This is a genomic window from Rhizobium sp. RSm-3 (assembly GCF_001854685.1).
GTDB lineage: Bacteria > Pseudomonadota > Alphaproteobacteria > Rhizobiales > Rhizobiaceae > Rhizobium > Rhizobium ecuadorense.
This window is the reverse complement of the sequence record NZ_MAWZ01000024.1, coordinates 342712-356841: the sequence shown is the minus strand read 5'-3', so window position 1 is coordinate 356841 and position 14130 is coordinate 342712. Positions and strand designations below refer to the sequence as shown.

Sequence of the window (14130 nt, the reverse complement as noted above, 5' to 3'; positions counted from 1 at the left end):
TCCGCCGGCCATTGTTTCCGGGCCGAATGCGAATACTACATCAGAACTCCCTAAAATACGTCATGCGTCGATGACAAAAATTGCCTGCCGGGCGCAACCTGCGCAATAGCCTTGCCCGCCTCACTGGAATTCGAAGATCTGCCGGAAGACACCCGGCGCGATAATCGACAGCGGATTGATCTGCAGGTTCGGATGGTCGAACTTGCCTGTCAGCTTGAAGGTGATGCCGATCAGGCCGCGGTCGCTGCCATTGCCGAGGATGATGCCGATCAGCGGCAGTTCGGCAAACAGCCGGTTGAGGCCATAGGCCGGCATGAAGGTGCCGGTCATGTCCATGTTGCCCTTGCCGTCCCGCACTATGCCCTGGAATGTCGCGCCGATTTGGTCGCCGCGCAGCACGCCGTTTTCGATGCCGATCATGCCACCCCGCGAAACGACCCGGGCAAAGCCACGCTGAAAGCGCTGCGACGAGGTGTCGATGTCGCGCTTGACGGCTTCGTTGAGGCTGCGCTGTTCATTTCCGACAGGCGTCGATACGATCGATTGCAGCCGTTGCTCGTTGACGATCGAGAAACGGCGCACGTCGAGCGAGCCGTCCCAGCCGCCCTGCGCCGAAAGCCGGATCGCCAGATTGAGCAGGCCGCCCTGCATGTGCTGGTAGAGGTCGGCGAAACGCGAGACTGCGCCGGCATCGCCGCTGGTAATGTTGATGACGCCGCCGTCCTTCATCTGGCTGACCACGGCCTCGCCGCTGTCGGTCACGGCCGAAAAGTTCAGCGCCTGCAGTTTGTCGCCGCGCAGTGACACCTGCGCCTGGAAATTGCCGATCTTCTCATCGTTGAAGCCGATGACGTTTTTCAGCCTGGCGCGCACCGATACGCCGGTGTCGCCGCCATCCCCGTCATCATCCCCATCGCCCGAGCCCGATTTCAACCGTGCGATCACCGGCCGCGCATCGGCGCTGTCGCCGGAGACCGAAACGTCGAAATTCCCCTTGCTGCGTTTCACCGACAGGGCGAAATCGTCAAGTGAGGAGAGTTTGACACTGTCGAAATCGGCCGAGATCAGCCCGCCTTTGCCGATGTTCATCGAACCGTTGGCGCCGAAACCGTCGCCCTTCAGCCGGAAGTTCTTGATCTGGGTATTTTCGGCCGGGCCGGAGGTTTCGAATTCGGCCGAAGCTGCAATGCCGCTGCCCTTCGACCAGCCGATCCACGGCAGGTCGAGTTGCGAGCGGGTGAGGTCGAGCTGGACGTCCTGCCGGTCGTCGTCGATCCGCGTCAGCACCATCTTGACGCTGCCGCCGACGATACCGGAAAGGCCAGGTATCAGCTTGTTGCGCTGCTCCTCGGAAAGCGTCGCGGTGATCACCCGCTGCCGCTTCGCGCTGTCGGACGCCTCGACCGGCTCTGTAAGATCGATATCGGCTGGGACGCCGTCGATCTGGGCCTTGGCGTCGAGGGTGATCTGTTTCGGATTGCCGTTCAGCGTCCCGTCGAGATTGCTGATCGTGCGGCCCGAAAACGGCTTGGCAAGATCGATATCGCTGAGCTTCATCGCCGCCGTCCACTCGGCCGGCGGCGGGTTCTGCGAGGAGAGCAGGCCGAAATGCGCCTTCACATTCGCCTCGATCCGCCCCTTGAAATCGTCGGGCGTAAAGCCGGCGCGCTGCAGCACCCGGATCGGCCGGTAGGTCAGAAGCTCGCCGACGGCGTCCGCTGTCCCTGAGATCGCCAGATCGATATCGGCCATCAGCGGCTTGTCGTAGGTTGCCGGTATGATGAAGGTTCCCTGCCCGAGACCGACGGACCGGCCGGAGGGGAAAAACGACGCGCCGCTCTTGATCGCGATCGTCGCAGTGGGGCCGGTCAGGTCGAAATGGGCCGCCATGTCGCGAACCGGCGGAATGTCGCCGGCGACGTTCATCCGCGCGTCCGCAATGTCGAAGCCGATGCGGATCTGGTTGGCGTCGAGCTTCAATCCCTTGCCGCCTGCCGCCTCGTCCAGCCTGCCGAAGGGAATGAAGACGGAGATGGAGGCGTTGGTGACAGTGCCGCCGAAGAGGTTGCCGTGCACCCAGGTGCGCACCTTGGGCGCCATCCAGAATGGCCACAGCTGCTTGATCGCCGTTGTCTGCATCTGTGCCGACTGGCCGGCAAAGCTGATCTCCGGCGATTTGCCGCCGAGCTTGACGTGCAGTGCTCCGTAAAGCGCGCCGAGCGGGCTGGAGACGGTCATGTTGGGAAACAGGAACTCTCGCCCGGCAACCAGGTAGCGCCCGGTCGCCTGGATGTCGAAGGCGACCGGCTGCTCGCCGGAGCCGCCGGGGGCTGCCGTGCCGCCGCTGACCAGCAGGTCGATGCCGAAGCCCTTTCCGGCCTGCGGATCGAGCTTGTCGAGATCGATCAGCGCGCCGTTGATCGGAACGGTGGTGGCGCCGAACCGGGCGTTCGACCGGGCGATTTCGAGCGTCTGTTTGGCGAAATCATAGACGAGGTTGATCTGTCCGCCCGACAGTTCCTGCGGATCGCCGTCCGCATAGATCAGGCCGGGATCGATGTCGAGCGTCGCCGCAAGCGCCGGCTGCACGCCATCGCGCGCCCTGGTGGCCGATACCGTCAGGTCGGCAAAGGCGCTGAGCCCCTGCCGGATCGCCCCCTGATCATTGCGTTTCAGCGCAAAGGGCGTGAGATCGGCATGCTTGAGCGTCGCCACGACCTTCGACACGTGGCCATCTTCCTTCTCGGCCAGCACCTCGAGCTCGGCCACCTCGCCGTTCAGCGCCACCTCGCCGGTCAATTGCAGCGAGGATGGGCCAGCATGGGCAAAGACGAGGTTGTCGATGACCAGCGACAGCGGGCCGTTGGCGGTGTCGGCAAGCTTGATGTTTAAGCCGGAGATGCGCACCGAACTGGTCGATCCGCGCGTCACAATACTGTCGAACATGTCCAACTGCGAAAAGATCTTCTCCATCGCCGTCGGCATGGCGTCGATGCGCAGATCGTCGAGCGTCACGGGATTGCCGGAGGGCAGAAGCGCGGTATCGAGCGCGATATCGTCGGCTTCGATGTCGCTGACGGCGATGCGTCCGCGGAAAAGCTGCAGCGGATCGAGCCCCAGGCGCACCGAACCCGTCGTAGACAGGTGCTGGCCGCTCTGCTCATCGATCATATTGACGTTGCGCGCTTCCAGCGCCAGCCGGAAATCCGAGGTGAAGCGGATGACGGTGGAGCCGACCTGGGCGCGGTAGCGCGGTCCAGCCACGCCGTTCAACGCCGCCTGCGCCTGCTGCGACAGCGGCTTGTCGAACATGCCGCTCTCGACGGTGAAGACGATCGCGGCGAGCACAAGGAGAATTACGCCCAGAAATCCTGCGGTCAGCTTCGCCGTACGCCGCACCGGCGAACGCGGCGGCGGGCAATGGACGATGATCGGATCCTCGGCCTGGGCGGACGGCAAGCGGTCCAGCGCAACGATATCCTTCTTGCGAAACGTGACCTTTTCGCCGCGGATGGCTGACATGCGCCTTCGGGCTCTCCCTTTAAGTGAAGAATTGAACCCGGCCATGCTGGACGGGTTACCGTCCACTATATAATTCGGGGAGAGAAAGTGTCATCCACAAACCCGGCAAAAGAAAGGTTTTCCCAATGGCGGTTCCCGGCATCGGCGCCACGGCTCCTGATTTCAACCTTCCCCGCGACGGCGGCGGCCGCGTCTCGCTGGCCGAATTCCAGGGCAGGCCGCTCGTGCTGTTCTTCTATCCCAAGGACGATACGACAGGCTGCACCGCCGAATCATTGGCTTTCACCGCGCTGGCAAGCGAGTTCGAGGCAGCGGGTGCGGCCGTCATCGGCATGTCGCCCGATTCGGCCGCCTGCCATGACAAGTTCATCAGGAAACACCGTCTCTCGGTGGCGCTGGCCTCGGACGAGGAAAAGACGACGCTGCAGGCCTACGGCGTCTGGAAGGAAAAGAGCATGTACGGCCGCAACTTCATGGGCGTCGAGCGCACCACCTTCCTGATCCGCCAGGACGGCACGATCGCCACCATCTGGCAGAAGGTGAAGGTGCAGGGCCATGCCGAAACCGTGCTCGAGGCCGTGCGGAATCTGGCCGCGTGACCGGCGACCTCGCGATAACTTCGCTGCGCGGCGGCGCCATCGATGCCATCTGCTCCGCCGATCTCGACCGCAAGACGGCGCTTGCGCAGGAAAGCGCCACCCGCTGGTTCGCCCGCCGGGTGTCGCTGCGCTCGCCGCTCGACGCGGCCCTGCCGGAGAGGCCCGGCCGCCCCGACAGGCCGGTGCTGACGCCGCCGACCCAGGTGGAAAAGCGCTCGCTGCATACGCTGAAAGGCCGGATCGCCCTGCTCCATGCCATCGCCCATATCGAACTCAATGCCGTCGATCTGGCGCTTGATATCGTTGCTCGATTCGCCACCGAACAGGTGCCGAATTCCTTTTTCGACGGCTGGATGCAGGTTGCCTTCGAGGAGGCGAAGCATTTCCGCATGGTGCGCGCCCGCCTCAACGATCTCGGCGCCGATTACGGCGATCTTCCCGCCCATGACGGGCTCTGGCAGGCGGCCCATTCGACGCGCAACGACCTGACGGCAAGGCTCGCCGTCGTGCCGCTGATTCTCGAGGCCCGCGGCCTCGACGTCACGCCGTCGCTGCAGGCAAAGATGCGCCAGACCGGCGATCTCGAAAGTGCCGCGGTCCTCGACGTCATCTACAACGACGAGAAAGGCCATGTCGCCGTCGGCGCCAAGTGGTTCCGCTTCCTCTGCGCGCGGGAGAAGCGCGACCCGGCAAAAGCCTTCCAGGAGCTGGTGCGCGCCAATTTCCGCGGGCCACTGAAGCCGCCCTTCAACGATCTCGCCCGTGCCGAGGCGGGGCTGACTCCGTCTTTCTACCGCACGCTCGCATCGATCAGCCATGCCTGAAATCGCTGGTATTTTCTACACGGACAGCGACAAAGAAAGCATTCGTTAACCATAAACGTGTCTAATTTTCCGAAAGAGGCGTAGTGCATCAATCGGGAGAGCCTGCGTGAACAGCGGACATCAGCACCGGGTATTCGGCAGGCGAGCGCAGGAACACATCCTGATCCTGGCAAGCGGCGACAAGGTCCGCCACATGACGGTGCGGCCGTGGATGGCAGCCGTTGCCTTCTGCTTCGTCGGCGTCTTCTCGATCGGCTATCTCCTCGCCACCTCTTATCTCGTCCTGCGCGACGACCTGATCGGCGCCACCATGGCGCGCCAGGCCCGCATGCAGCACGACTATGAAGACCGCATCGCCGCGCTTCGCTCCCAGGTCGACCGCATCACCTCCCGCCAGCTGCTCGACCAGCAGGTGGTCGAGGATAAGGTCGACAAGCTGATGGAGCAGCAGATGGCGCTGACGTCGCGCCACGGCAAGCTCGACAATCTGCTCGACCGGGCCGAAAGCTCCGGCCTGACGGATAAGGACGGCGCCCTGCCCGCCCCGTCTTCACCCGCCCTGTCTTCGCCTGTCCAGTCCTATGCCCCCGATATCAAGGACAAGCGCGCTGCGCTGACCGGCGGCGGCATCGATGCGATCGAGAAACAGCTGGCGAGCGGCGCGCCGGCCGATGCGACGCCCGACAATTCGACGCTTGCCTATGTGCCGTCCGCCGAGACGGTCGGCGACCGCGCCGACCGGATCTTCTCCAACGTGACGCTGTCGCTGAAGGGTGTCGAACAGGATCAGCGCAACCGCGTCGAGCAGCTGACCAGCGACGCCGGCAATGCCGCCAATGCCATTGGCAATGTGCTGACCCGCTTCAAGATTCCGGTGCCCGAGGAGACTGCGGCGAGGCAGGACGACGATGCCGTCGGCGGCCCCTATATCGAACCTGAAAGCAACGACGATTTCAACAATTCGCTGGCAGCGCTCGACGGCGCGCTGACCCGGCTGGAGGCCGTGCGCAGCACCGCCGAATCCCTGCCCTTCCGCAATCCCGCCATCGGCAGGGACGTGACCAGCCCGTTCGGCAATCGCCGCGACCCTTTCCTCGGCCGCCTCGCGCTGCATTCCGGCATCGACTTCCGCTTCTCGCCGGGTGAAAAGATCCGCCCGTCGGCGCCGGGCAAAGTTATCTCCGCCGGCTGGACCGGCGGTTACGGCAATATGGTCGAGGTCGATCACGGCAACGGCATCTCGACGCGCTACGGCCATATGTCGCAAGTGCTGGTCAAGCTCGGCGACACGGTCGGCCGCAACGACGTCATCGGCCTTGCCGGCAGCACCGGCCGCTCGACGGGGACGCATCTGCACTATGAAGTGCGCCAGGATGGCCACGCGGTCGATCCAGTATATTTCATGAATGCCGGCCTTAAACTCGCCACCTATATCAAGTAACAGCCGTCAGGTAACCATCGCTTCACTCTGTACGGGGTGCGGCCTCTCTATTTCTTGACTTGCCGGCCATTCGGGGCTATGTCGCGCTGCATTGCGGCATGCAATCCCGCCGACTCGTTCAGAGCTCGGCCGAACCGGAACGGAAACAGTTTTCCCTTTGACGACATTCGCTGACCTTGGCTTGAGCCAAAAAGTGCTATCCGCTGTTACCGACGCGGGCTACACGATACCCACGCCTATTCAGGCGGGAGCCATCCCCTTTGCGCTCGAGCGTCGCGATATTTGCGGCATCGCGCAGACGGGCACCGGCAAGACGGCATCCTTCGTTCTGCCGATGCTGTCGCTTCTGGAAAAGGGCCGCGCCCGCGCCCGCATGCCCCGTACGCTGATTCTCGAGCCGACGCGCGAACTCGCCGCCCAGGTCGCCGAGAATTTCGAAAAATACGGCAAGAACCATCGCCTCAACGTCGCCCTTTTGATCGGCGGCGTTTCCTTCGAGGACCAGGACCGCAAGCTCGAGCGCGGCGCCGATGTACTGATCTGCACGCCCGGCCGCCTGCTCGACCATTTCGAGCGCGGCAAGCTGTTGATGAGCGGCGTCGAGATCCTCGTCATCGACGAGGCCGACCGCATGCTCGATATGGGTTTCATCCCCGATATCGAACGCATCGCCAAGATGATCCCGTTCACCCGCCAGACGCTGTTCTTCTCGGCAACCATGCCGCCGGAGATCCAGAAGCTCGCCGACCGCTTCCTGCAGAATCCCGAGCGCATCGAAGTGGCCAAGCCCGCTTCGGCCGCAAAGACCGTGACGCAGCGCTTCGTCGCCTCGCACAGCAAGGATTACGAGAAGCGCGCGGTTCTGCGTGAACTCGTCCGCGCCCAGACTGAACTGAAGAACGCCATCATCTTCTGCAACCGCAAGAAGGATGTTGCCGATCTTTTCCGGTCGCTGGAACGCCACGGCTTCTCCGTCGGCGCGCTGCATGGCGACATGGACCAGCGCTCCCGCACGATGACGCTGCAGAGCTTCCGTGACGGCAATCTCCAGCTGCTGGTTGCCTCAGACGTCGCCGCCCGCGGCCTCGACATTCCCGATGTCAGCCACGTCTTCAATTTCGACGTGCCGATCCATTCCGAAGATTACGTCCACCGCATCGGCCGCACCGGCCGTGCCGGCCGCTCGGGCGCCGCCTTCACGCTGGTCACCAAGCGCGACAGCAAATTCGTCGATGCGATCGAAAAGCTGATCGGCGAGAAAGTCGAATGGCTGAGCGGCGATGTGAATTCCCTGCCGCCGGCAGAAGAAAGCGCCGACAGCGAACGCCCGCGGCGCAACAGCCGCGAGCGTGGCGCAAAGGGTGAGCGCGGCGAGAGGGATCGTGGTCGCGGACGCGGCAATCGCAGCGCCACAGGTCATAAATCTGATATCGACATCCAGGATAATGACGTCCAAGTGATCCAGGCAGCACCAGTAAAGGCCGACATCGTGAAGAACGAGCGCAGAGCAGAGCAGAAGCCGCAAAACAATGCGCGTAACACCCGGCCCTATCCGGCAAATGATGACAGCCGCGACCGCCGCCGCCATCGTGACCACGACGACGGCCCGACCCCGGTCGGCTTCGGCGACGATATCCCTGCCTTCATGCTGATCGCCGGCAGCGCCAAGATCTGATCGCGATGGCGAAGCCCGGTCTCGATTTTCCGGGCTTCGGCGTCGGTCTGGTCATTCTGCGCGACGCCAAGGTTCTGCTCTATAAACGCATGCGCCCACCGGAAGCCGGCTATTGGAATATCGTCGGCGGCAAGGTCGATCATATGGAGCCGGCCGAGCAAGCCGCGCGCCGCGAGGCCGAGGAAGAAACCGGCCTCAGGATCGGCCGGATCGAGCGGATCGGCATGACCGAACAGATCATCGACACCGACCGCCAGCACTGGATTTCCCTTCTCTATCTCGCCCGCGACGTCGAAGGCGAGCCGCAATTGACCGAACCGGACAAGCTTTCCGATTTCGGCTGGTTTGCGCTGACGGATTTGCCGGAACCGCTCTCGGCCTTCACCAAGGCGGCGATAGCGGCTTTGCCGATTGCCGAAGAGAGTCAGCCATCGGCGCGCAGCGACGCCTCATAGGCAAGCCGTACCCATTTCGCCATCAGATCGGGATCGTCATAGGCCTCGTCGGGGATCGTCCAATAGGGCATCTTCACCGGCTTGCCCTTCTTGCCCTCGTAGCTCCACTGCGTGGCGCCGGCGGCGGCAAATTCCGGAGCGCTCGTTTCATCCGCCTTCAGCAGCATCTCGTCGCGCACTTCGAGCGCGACGATGCGGCCGAGGTGATAGATGCCCTTGCCGCCGAACATGCGCTTGACCGTGACCGGGCCAAGCCCCTGAAACATTTCCTCGATGCCGGCATTGTCCATTCGCTATTCCCTTGAGATCCTGAAAATCACAGCGCGTGATAATCTCGGTTCATATAGATGAGCGCCGGGTGCTTTTCACTGAAACGCACGGCCGCGACCTCGCCGAAGATGACATTATGCGTCGGCATTTCCTTGATGTCTGTCACCCGGCAATCGAAAGCGGCGAGCGCATCGGCAAGCACCGGCGCACCGGTGACCAGCGTCTCGAAACGGGCGCTGGCGAAACGCTCGCCATCGCCAAGCGATGTCCGTCCGGAAAAGGCGTCGGCAACGCCCTGATGATGGGCGCCGAGCGTGTTCAGCACAAAGACGCCGCTGCGGAAAAAGATTTCGTTCTTCGGATTGGTGTTGTTGAGGCAGATCAGCACCGAGGCCGGATTATCCGAGACCGAGCAGGCGGCGGTGATCGTGACACCGCGGCGCAAGCCTTCCATCGCCGTCGTTACGAGCTGCACATGGCCGGCATAGCGGCTCATGGCGTCTCGATAAAGACCGGGATCGATATGCTGCCTGTTCAACACCTGCTTCTCCCGTGCTTTTCTGCATGGATCATCTTGTTATCGCGCCAATATGGCGAGCATCGGTTACCTTTTCTACAATAGGACCGGTGAAAAGCACTGCTTCACGCTTGTTTTTCTTTGACGATCGCGGCCTTGCGGATAAAAGGGCATGGACGATGGCTAGGGGATCTCCGCCTTTCATGATCAACCTGCGAGGGATAGCAGCCTTTCTTGCGCTGCTGGGAGCGGCGGCGCAAGGCCATGCGGCCGGCGTGACGATCGGCGTCGTCGCCCCTCAGAACGGTTCACTCGCTTTGCTCGGTGCCCAGATTGCCACCGGGGCCGGTTTCGAGATCCAGCAATCCGGAAATACCCTCGTCGCCATCAACGAGACCTGCGAGGACAATAGCGGTGCTGCGGTTGCCGATGCGCTGGTTGCGGCCAAGGCGCAGGTCGCGATCGGCTTTCTCTGCAGCGAGACGCTGGAAGGCGCGCTGCCGAAGCTGAAGGACGCCGGCATTGCCGCAATCACCGTCTCGGTTCGCTCCCGCATCCTGATGGAGGATACGCTGAAAAACGGCTGGCTGCTCTTCCGCCTGGCGCCCGCCGATGGCACCGAGGCGGCAAAGATCAACGAAGTGATCCTGAAGGACTGGGCCGCCGATCCGATTGCGCTGATCGAGGACGGCACCATACATGGCCGTGAACTGACGGAAGCGGTGCGCAATGCGCTGGAGCAGAACGGCCTGAAGCCGGTCTTTACCGATACCTATCGCCCGGGACAGGAGCAGCAGGTTGCCCTTGTCCGCCGGCTGAAACGCGCCGGCGCCACTAGGGTCTTCATCGGCGGCGACCGCAACGATGTCGCCGTCATCGCCCGTGACGCCAAGGCGGAAAACATCCCGCTCTCCATTCTCGGCGGCGATGCCATGCGCGCCGCCGACCAGCCGCTGCCGCTTGCCCCCGGCGTACGCGCCGTCGCCCTGCCGGAATATGCCCTTCTGCCGGAAGGCACAACGGCGGCCGACGCGCTGCGCGCCAAAGGCATCGAGCCGGAAGGCTATGTCCTGCCGTCGCTCGCCGCGGCACTGATTGCCGGCAAGGCAGGGGAAGCCGCCGCAGCGGCCGGCAAGCCTCTCCAGGACGCACTTCTCGGCACGACGTTCCAGACACCGGTCGGCGCCATCGCCTTCACCGCCGCGCACGAACTTGCGCAAAACGCCTACCGCCTGCTCGAATGGCGGGGCAACGGCTTTTTTCCACCTGCCGCGCCGACGGAGTGAGCGGCCGCCAGTCTTGAAATCGGAGACCGCGCTCAAATGGCGGCCCACAGGGAGTAAAACTTGATGACGCTGCCCATTCGCATTGCCCCTTCGATCCTCGCAGCGGATTTCGCCCGGCTCGGCGAGGAGGTGCGCAACGTCACGGCCGCCGGCGCCGACTGGATCCATCTCGACGTCATGGACGGACATTTCGTGCCGAACATCTCCTTCGGCCCCGATGTCATCAAGTCGCTGCGCTCCTATACCTCGGCCACTTTCGACTGCCACCTGATGATCTCGCCGGTCGACGACTATCTCGAAGCCTTCGCCAAGGCCGGCTGCGACCGCATCACCGTCCATGCCGAAGCCGGGCCGCATCTGCACCGCTCGCTGCAGACCATCCGCAATCTCGGCAAGAAGGTCGGGGTGACGCTCAATCCTGCCACCCCGCTCAGCGCCATCGAAAACGTGCTCGACGATGTCGACCTCATCCTCATCATGTCGGTCAATCCCGGCTTCGGCGGACAGAAATTTATTCCGGCAATGGCAGCCAAGATCGCAGCGGCAAAGTCACTGATCGGTGACCGTCCGATCGAACTCGAGGTCGACGGCGGCGTGACGGTGGAAACGGCGCCGGCAATCGCGCGCGCCGGCGCCAACGTCTTGGTCGCCGGTTCGGCAATTTTCAAGGGCGCGACGGTCGAGGATTATCGCCGGACCGTCACCGATCTGCGTCAGGCAGCCGAAGGGACACGAGGATGATGAAGCGTCTACTCATCGGCGGCATGCTTGCCGCTGCATTGCCCGGCCTGTCACTGGCTGGCGACATCGCAAATATCCAGCCGATCGGCTTTTCCGCCGATGGCAAGGTGTTCGGATTTCAGGAATTCGGCATCAAGGAGGAAGGCGGCGCCCCCTACTCCAACACCTATTTCGTCGATACCGAAAACGGCCAGTATCTCCAGGGTACGCCCTTCCGCACCGAGATGACCGAGAAGGACGCCAATCTTTCCAAGGCGCGGCGGCAGAACCTGACGGCGGCGCGCAGCCAGATGGACAAGTACGATCTCTTGACCAATCCCGGCCTGATCGCCGCTTTCAATCCGCCGACCGAACTCGGCTCCCCCTCGAAGACCATCCGCTACACCACGCTTGCGACCGATGGCCCGCCGAAATCGCCCTATACGCTGTCGCTCAGCGAGATGCCGGTGGCAACGCCGAAGGATTGCGCCGCCGTCGACAAGCGGGTCCTCGGCTTCAGCCTGCAGATGATCGAGAAACAAGGCGCTCCGAACCGCCAGGCGGCGCGGCAGGCGACGGCGGTTCCGACCGAGCGCGCCTGTTCTGTGGAATACCGGATCGGCGGAGCGGTGGTCTATCAGCCGGAAACGGGAGACCAGGTTCACATCGCCCTGGTCCTGGCTTTCGACGCCGACAGGAACGGACGCTGGATCGCCGTTCCGGTTCGGCCCTGAACCCGGCTCGCCCAAGGATGGATGGCCCGAGCCCGGATCGCCCCAAGACGGATCGCCCGAGGATGGATCGTCTCAGAGCCGCGCGGCCGCCCTACCCCGATCTGATTGCCGGCGCATTGTTCTGGGGCACGCAGATGCTCGCCTCCGCCATGCTAGGCCTTTACCTCCGCAACGGCCTGCAGACGAGCCGGCTTGCAGAAGTCGCGGTGCTCTATTTCGCCGGCGGCCTGTTCGCCTGGCCCTTCGCCCTGCCGGTCGCCCGCTTCTTTGCCTATGACAGGCCGCCGGAAGCGCGTTTTGCCGCCTTCTTCGTGACGCTGACGGCGGCGACGATCGCAATGACGGCCTTTCTCTTCGCCATGGAATACCGGCTCTTCTATTCGCGCTGGCACGCACCCTTCGGCAGTTTCGTCTGGGCTTTTCAGTTCGTCTTCACCAGCATCAGCGCCGTCTACCAGTTCCTGGTGATCGGCCTGCGCCTTTTCCTGCCGCTCGGCCTCGTCTGCCTTGTCGTCAGCAGCTATCATCTTGCCAAACGCATGCGTTGAGATTGCCGCCCGTCTTTGCTACAGGGGCACTGAAGCAATTCCAGGAGAAGTGCCCCGCGGCTTTCCGTCCGGAATTGCGCAAAAACGAAACGCTTAAACCTCTTGAAGTGAAGGCAGCCGCCCATGATCCCGCGTTACTCCCGGCCCGAAATGGTCGCCATCTGGTCTCCCGAAACCAAGTTCCGCATCTGGTTCGAGATCGAGGCGCATGCCTGCGACGCGCTGGCCGAGCTCGGCGTCATCCCGAAATCGGCGGCAAAGACGATCTGGGAAAAGGGCGGCGCGGCCACCTTCGACGTCGACCGCATCGACGAGATCGAGGCCGTCACCAAGCATGACGTCATCGCCTTCCTCACCCATCTCGCCGAAATCGTCGGCCCGGATGCGCGCTTCGTCCACCAGGGCATGACCTCATCTGATGTGCTCGACACCTGCTTCAACGTCCAGCTGGTGCGCGCCACCGACATCCTGATTGCCGATATCGACCGCCTGCTCGCAGCGCTCAAAACCCGCGCCTTCGAACACAAGGACACCGTCACCATCGGCCGCTCGCACGGCATTCACGCCGAGCCCACCACCTTCGGCGTCAAGCTGGCGCTTGCCTATGCCGAATTCGAGCGCTGCCGCCAGCGCCTCGTCGCTGCCCGCGAGGAAATCGCAACCTGCGCCATCTCGGGCGCCGTCGGCACCTTCGCCAATATCGATCCGCGCGTAGAGGAACACGTCGCCGCGGCGCTTGGCCTGAAGGCCGAGCCGGTCTCGACACAGGTCATCCCGCGCGACCGCCACGCCATGTATTTCGCCACCCTCGGCGTCGTCGCCTCGTCGATCGAGCGCCTGGCGACCGAAATCCGCCACCTGCAGCGCACCGAAGTGCTGGAAGCCGAGGAATATTTCTCCCCCGGCCAGAAGGGCTCCTCGGCCATGCCGCACAAGCGCAACCCGGTGCTGACCGAAAACCTCACCGGCCTCGCCCGCATGGTCCGCTCCTACGCCCTGCCGGCCATGGAAAACGTCGCCCTTTGGCACGAACGCGATATCTCCCACTCCTCCGTCGAACGCATGATCGGCCCCGACGCCACCGTCACCCTCGACTTCGCCCTCTCCCGTCTCGCCGGCGTCATCGAGAAGCTGCTCGTCTACCCTGAGAACATGGAGAAGAACCTCAACAAATTCCGCGGCCTCGTCCACTCCCAGCGCGTCCTCCTGGCCCTCACCCAGGCCGGCGCCTCCCGCGAAGACGCCTACCGACTGGTGCAGCGCAACGCCATGAAGGTCTGGGAACAGGGCAAGGATTTTTTGGAGGAGCTGCTGGCGGATGCGGAGGTGCGGGCTGCGCTGTCCGAGGAGGATATTCGCGAGAAGTTCGACCTAGGCTACCATACCAAGCATGTGGACACGATCTTCCGGCGGGTGTTTGGTCAGGCGTAACGGTTCGGAATTGCCATTGAGAATGGAAGCAGATGTGGGATCAATGTTCGCGTCAAAAGCGAGGGCGTGAGATCCTCGCGACGAGGATAGCTCGTTGTCGACTATGCG

Annotated in this window: 13 protein-coding genes; 10 read left to right on the top strand and 3 right to left on the bottom strand. The window is 63.3% G+C overall.

Going from position 1 to position 14130, the window contains the following annotated elements; all coding sequences use genetic code 11:
* Positions 1–120 precede the first annotated feature (120 nt).
* Positions 121–3522 (bottom strand): YhdP family protein, encoded by a 3402-nt coding sequence (locus tag BBJ66_RS20745; RefSeq protein ID WP_071089409.1) that lies wholly within the window; start codon positions 3520–3522, stop codon positions 121–123.
* 125 nt (positions 3523–3647) lie between these two features.
* Between BBJ66_RS20745 and BBJ66_RS20740 the strand changes: the two genes are divergently transcribed.
* The 5 genes from BBJ66_RS20740 (at position 3648) to BBJ66_RS20720 (ending at position 8516) form a co-directional block, all read left to right on the top strand.
* Positions 3648–4121, top strand: a complete 474-nt coding sequence (locus BBJ66_RS20740; RefSeq protein ID WP_049735082.1) for a peroxiredoxin — start codon at positions 3648–3650, stop codon at positions 4119–4121.
* Positions 4118–4945 (top strand): ferritin-like domain-containing protein, encoded by an 828-nt coding sequence (locus tag BBJ66_RS20735; RefSeq protein WP_049735081.1) that lies wholly within the window; start codon positions 4118–4120, stop codon positions 4943–4945. Before BBJ66_RS20740 ends, BBJ66_RS20735 begins: the two co-directional genes overlap by 4 nt.
* 106 nt (positions 4946–5051) lie before the next feature.
* Positions 5052–6386, top strand: coding sequence for a peptidoglycan DD-metalloendopeptidase family protein (locus BBJ66_RS20730; protein ID WP_071089406.1), 1335 nt, complete (start codon positions 5052–5054; stop codon positions 6384–6386).
* Between the two features lie 157 nt (positions 6387–6543).
* A complete protein-coding gene (locus tag BBJ66_RS20725) occupies positions 6544–8061 on the top strand; it encodes a DEAD/DEAH box helicase (RefSeq protein WP_049735079.1) in 1518 nt (505 codons plus the stop codon).
* Positions 8062–8066: 5 nt separating this feature from the next.
* On the top strand, positions 8067–8516 hold the full coding sequence (locus BBJ66_RS20720) for an NUDIX domain-containing protein (RefSeq protein ID WP_071089403.1): 450 nt from the start codon (positions 8067–8069) through the stop codon (positions 8514–8516).
* Here the strand turns inward: BBJ66_RS20720 and BBJ66_RS20715 are convergent.
* Both BBJ66_RS20715 and BBJ66_RS20710 read right to left on the bottom strand, forming a co-directional pair.
* Positions 8486–8806 carry a TfoX/Sxy family protein gene (locus tag BBJ66_RS20715; protein ID WP_071089400.1) on the bottom strand — a complete coding sequence of 107 codons (321 nt, stop codon included), beginning with the start codon at positions 8804–8806 and terminating at the stop codon, positions 8486–8488. The genes BBJ66_RS20720 and BBJ66_RS20715 overlap by 31 nt on opposite strands.
* 26 nt (positions 8807–8832) lie before the next feature.
* Complete coding sequence (locus BBJ66_RS20710) at positions 8833–9327, bottom strand: flavin reductase (protein ID WP_049735076.1); 495 nt, start codon at positions 9325–9327, stop codon at positions 8833–8835.
* 179 nt (positions 9328–9506) lie between these two features.
* Between BBJ66_RS20710 and BBJ66_RS20705 the strand changes: the two genes are divergently transcribed.
* The 5 genes from BBJ66_RS20705 to purB all read left to right on the top strand — a co-directional run bounded on the left by BBJ66_RS20705 (position 9507) and on the right by purB (position 14022).
* Positions 9507–10589, top strand: a complete 1083-nt coding sequence (locus BBJ66_RS20705; RefSeq protein ID WP_071089397.1) for an ABC transporter substrate-binding protein — start codon at positions 9507–9509, stop codon at positions 10587–10589.
* 63 nt (positions 10590–10652) lie between these two features.
* Entirely contained in the window at positions 10653–11330 is a 678-nt protein-coding gene (gene rpe, locus BBJ66_RS20700) for a ribulose-phosphate 3-epimerase (RefSeq protein ID WP_071089393.1), read from the top strand.
* Positions 11327–12043, top strand: a complete 717-nt coding sequence (locus BBJ66_RS20695; RefSeq protein ID WP_049735073.1) for a DUF2259 domain-containing protein — start codon at positions 11327–11329, stop codon at positions 12041–12043. The genes rpe and BBJ66_RS20695 overlap by 4 nt, the downstream gene beginning before the upstream one ends.
* 62 nt (positions 12044–12105) lie before the next feature.
* On the top strand, positions 12106–12591 hold the full coding sequence (locus BBJ66_RS20690) for a hypothetical protein (RefSeq protein WP_190238025.1): 486 nt from the start codon (positions 12106–12108) through the stop codon (positions 12589–12591).
* Between the two features lie 123 nt (positions 12592–12714).
* The gene (gene purB / locus BBJ66_RS20685; RefSeq protein ID WP_071089387.1) at positions 12715–14022 is read left to right on the top strand and encodes an adenylosuccinate lyase; all 1308 of its coding nucleotides are present in this window, start codon (positions 12715–12717) and stop codon (positions 14020–14022) included.
* The last annotated feature ends 108 nt before the right edge of the window (positions 14023–14130 follow it).

Excerpts from the sequence above, each read along its gene's own strand:
- BBJ66_RS20690 (WP_190238025.1), top strand. The coding sequence starts at position 12,106 with ATGGATCGTCTCAGAGCCGCGCGGCCGCCCTACCCCGATCTGATTGCC.
- BBJ66_RS20715 (WP_071089400.1), bottom strand. The coding sequence starts at position 8,806 with ATGGACAATGCCGGCATCGAGGAAATGTTTCAGGGGCTTGGCCCGGTC.
- BBJ66_RS20705 (WP_071089397.1), top strand. The coding sequence starts at position 9,507 with ATGATCAACCTGCGAGGGATAGCAGCCTTTCTTGCGCTGCTGGGAGCG.
- BBJ66_RS20695 (WP_049735073.1), top strand. The coding sequence starts at position 11,327 with ATGATGAAGCGTCTACTCATCGGCGGCATGCTTGCCGCTGCATTGCCC.
- BBJ66_RS20720 (WP_071089403.1), top strand. The coding sequence starts at position 8,067 with ATGGCGAAGCCCGGTCTCGATTTTCCGGGCTTCGGCGTCGGTCTGGTC.
- rpe (WP_071089393.1), top strand. The coding sequence starts at position 10,653 with ATGACGCTGCCCATTCGCATTGCCCCTTCGATCCTCGCAGCGGATTTC.
- BBJ66_RS20745 (WP_071089409.1), bottom strand. The coding sequence starts at position 3,522 with ATGTCAGCCATCCGCGGCGAAAAGGTCACGTTTCGCAAGAAGGATATC.
- purB (WP_071089387.1), top strand. The coding sequence starts at position 12,715 with ATGATCCCGCGTTACTCCCGGCCCGAAATGGTCGCCATCTGGTCTCCC.
- BBJ66_RS20740 (WP_049735082.1), top strand. The coding sequence starts at position 3,648 with ATGGCGGTTCCCGGCATCGGCGCCACGGCTCCTGATTTCAACCTTCCC.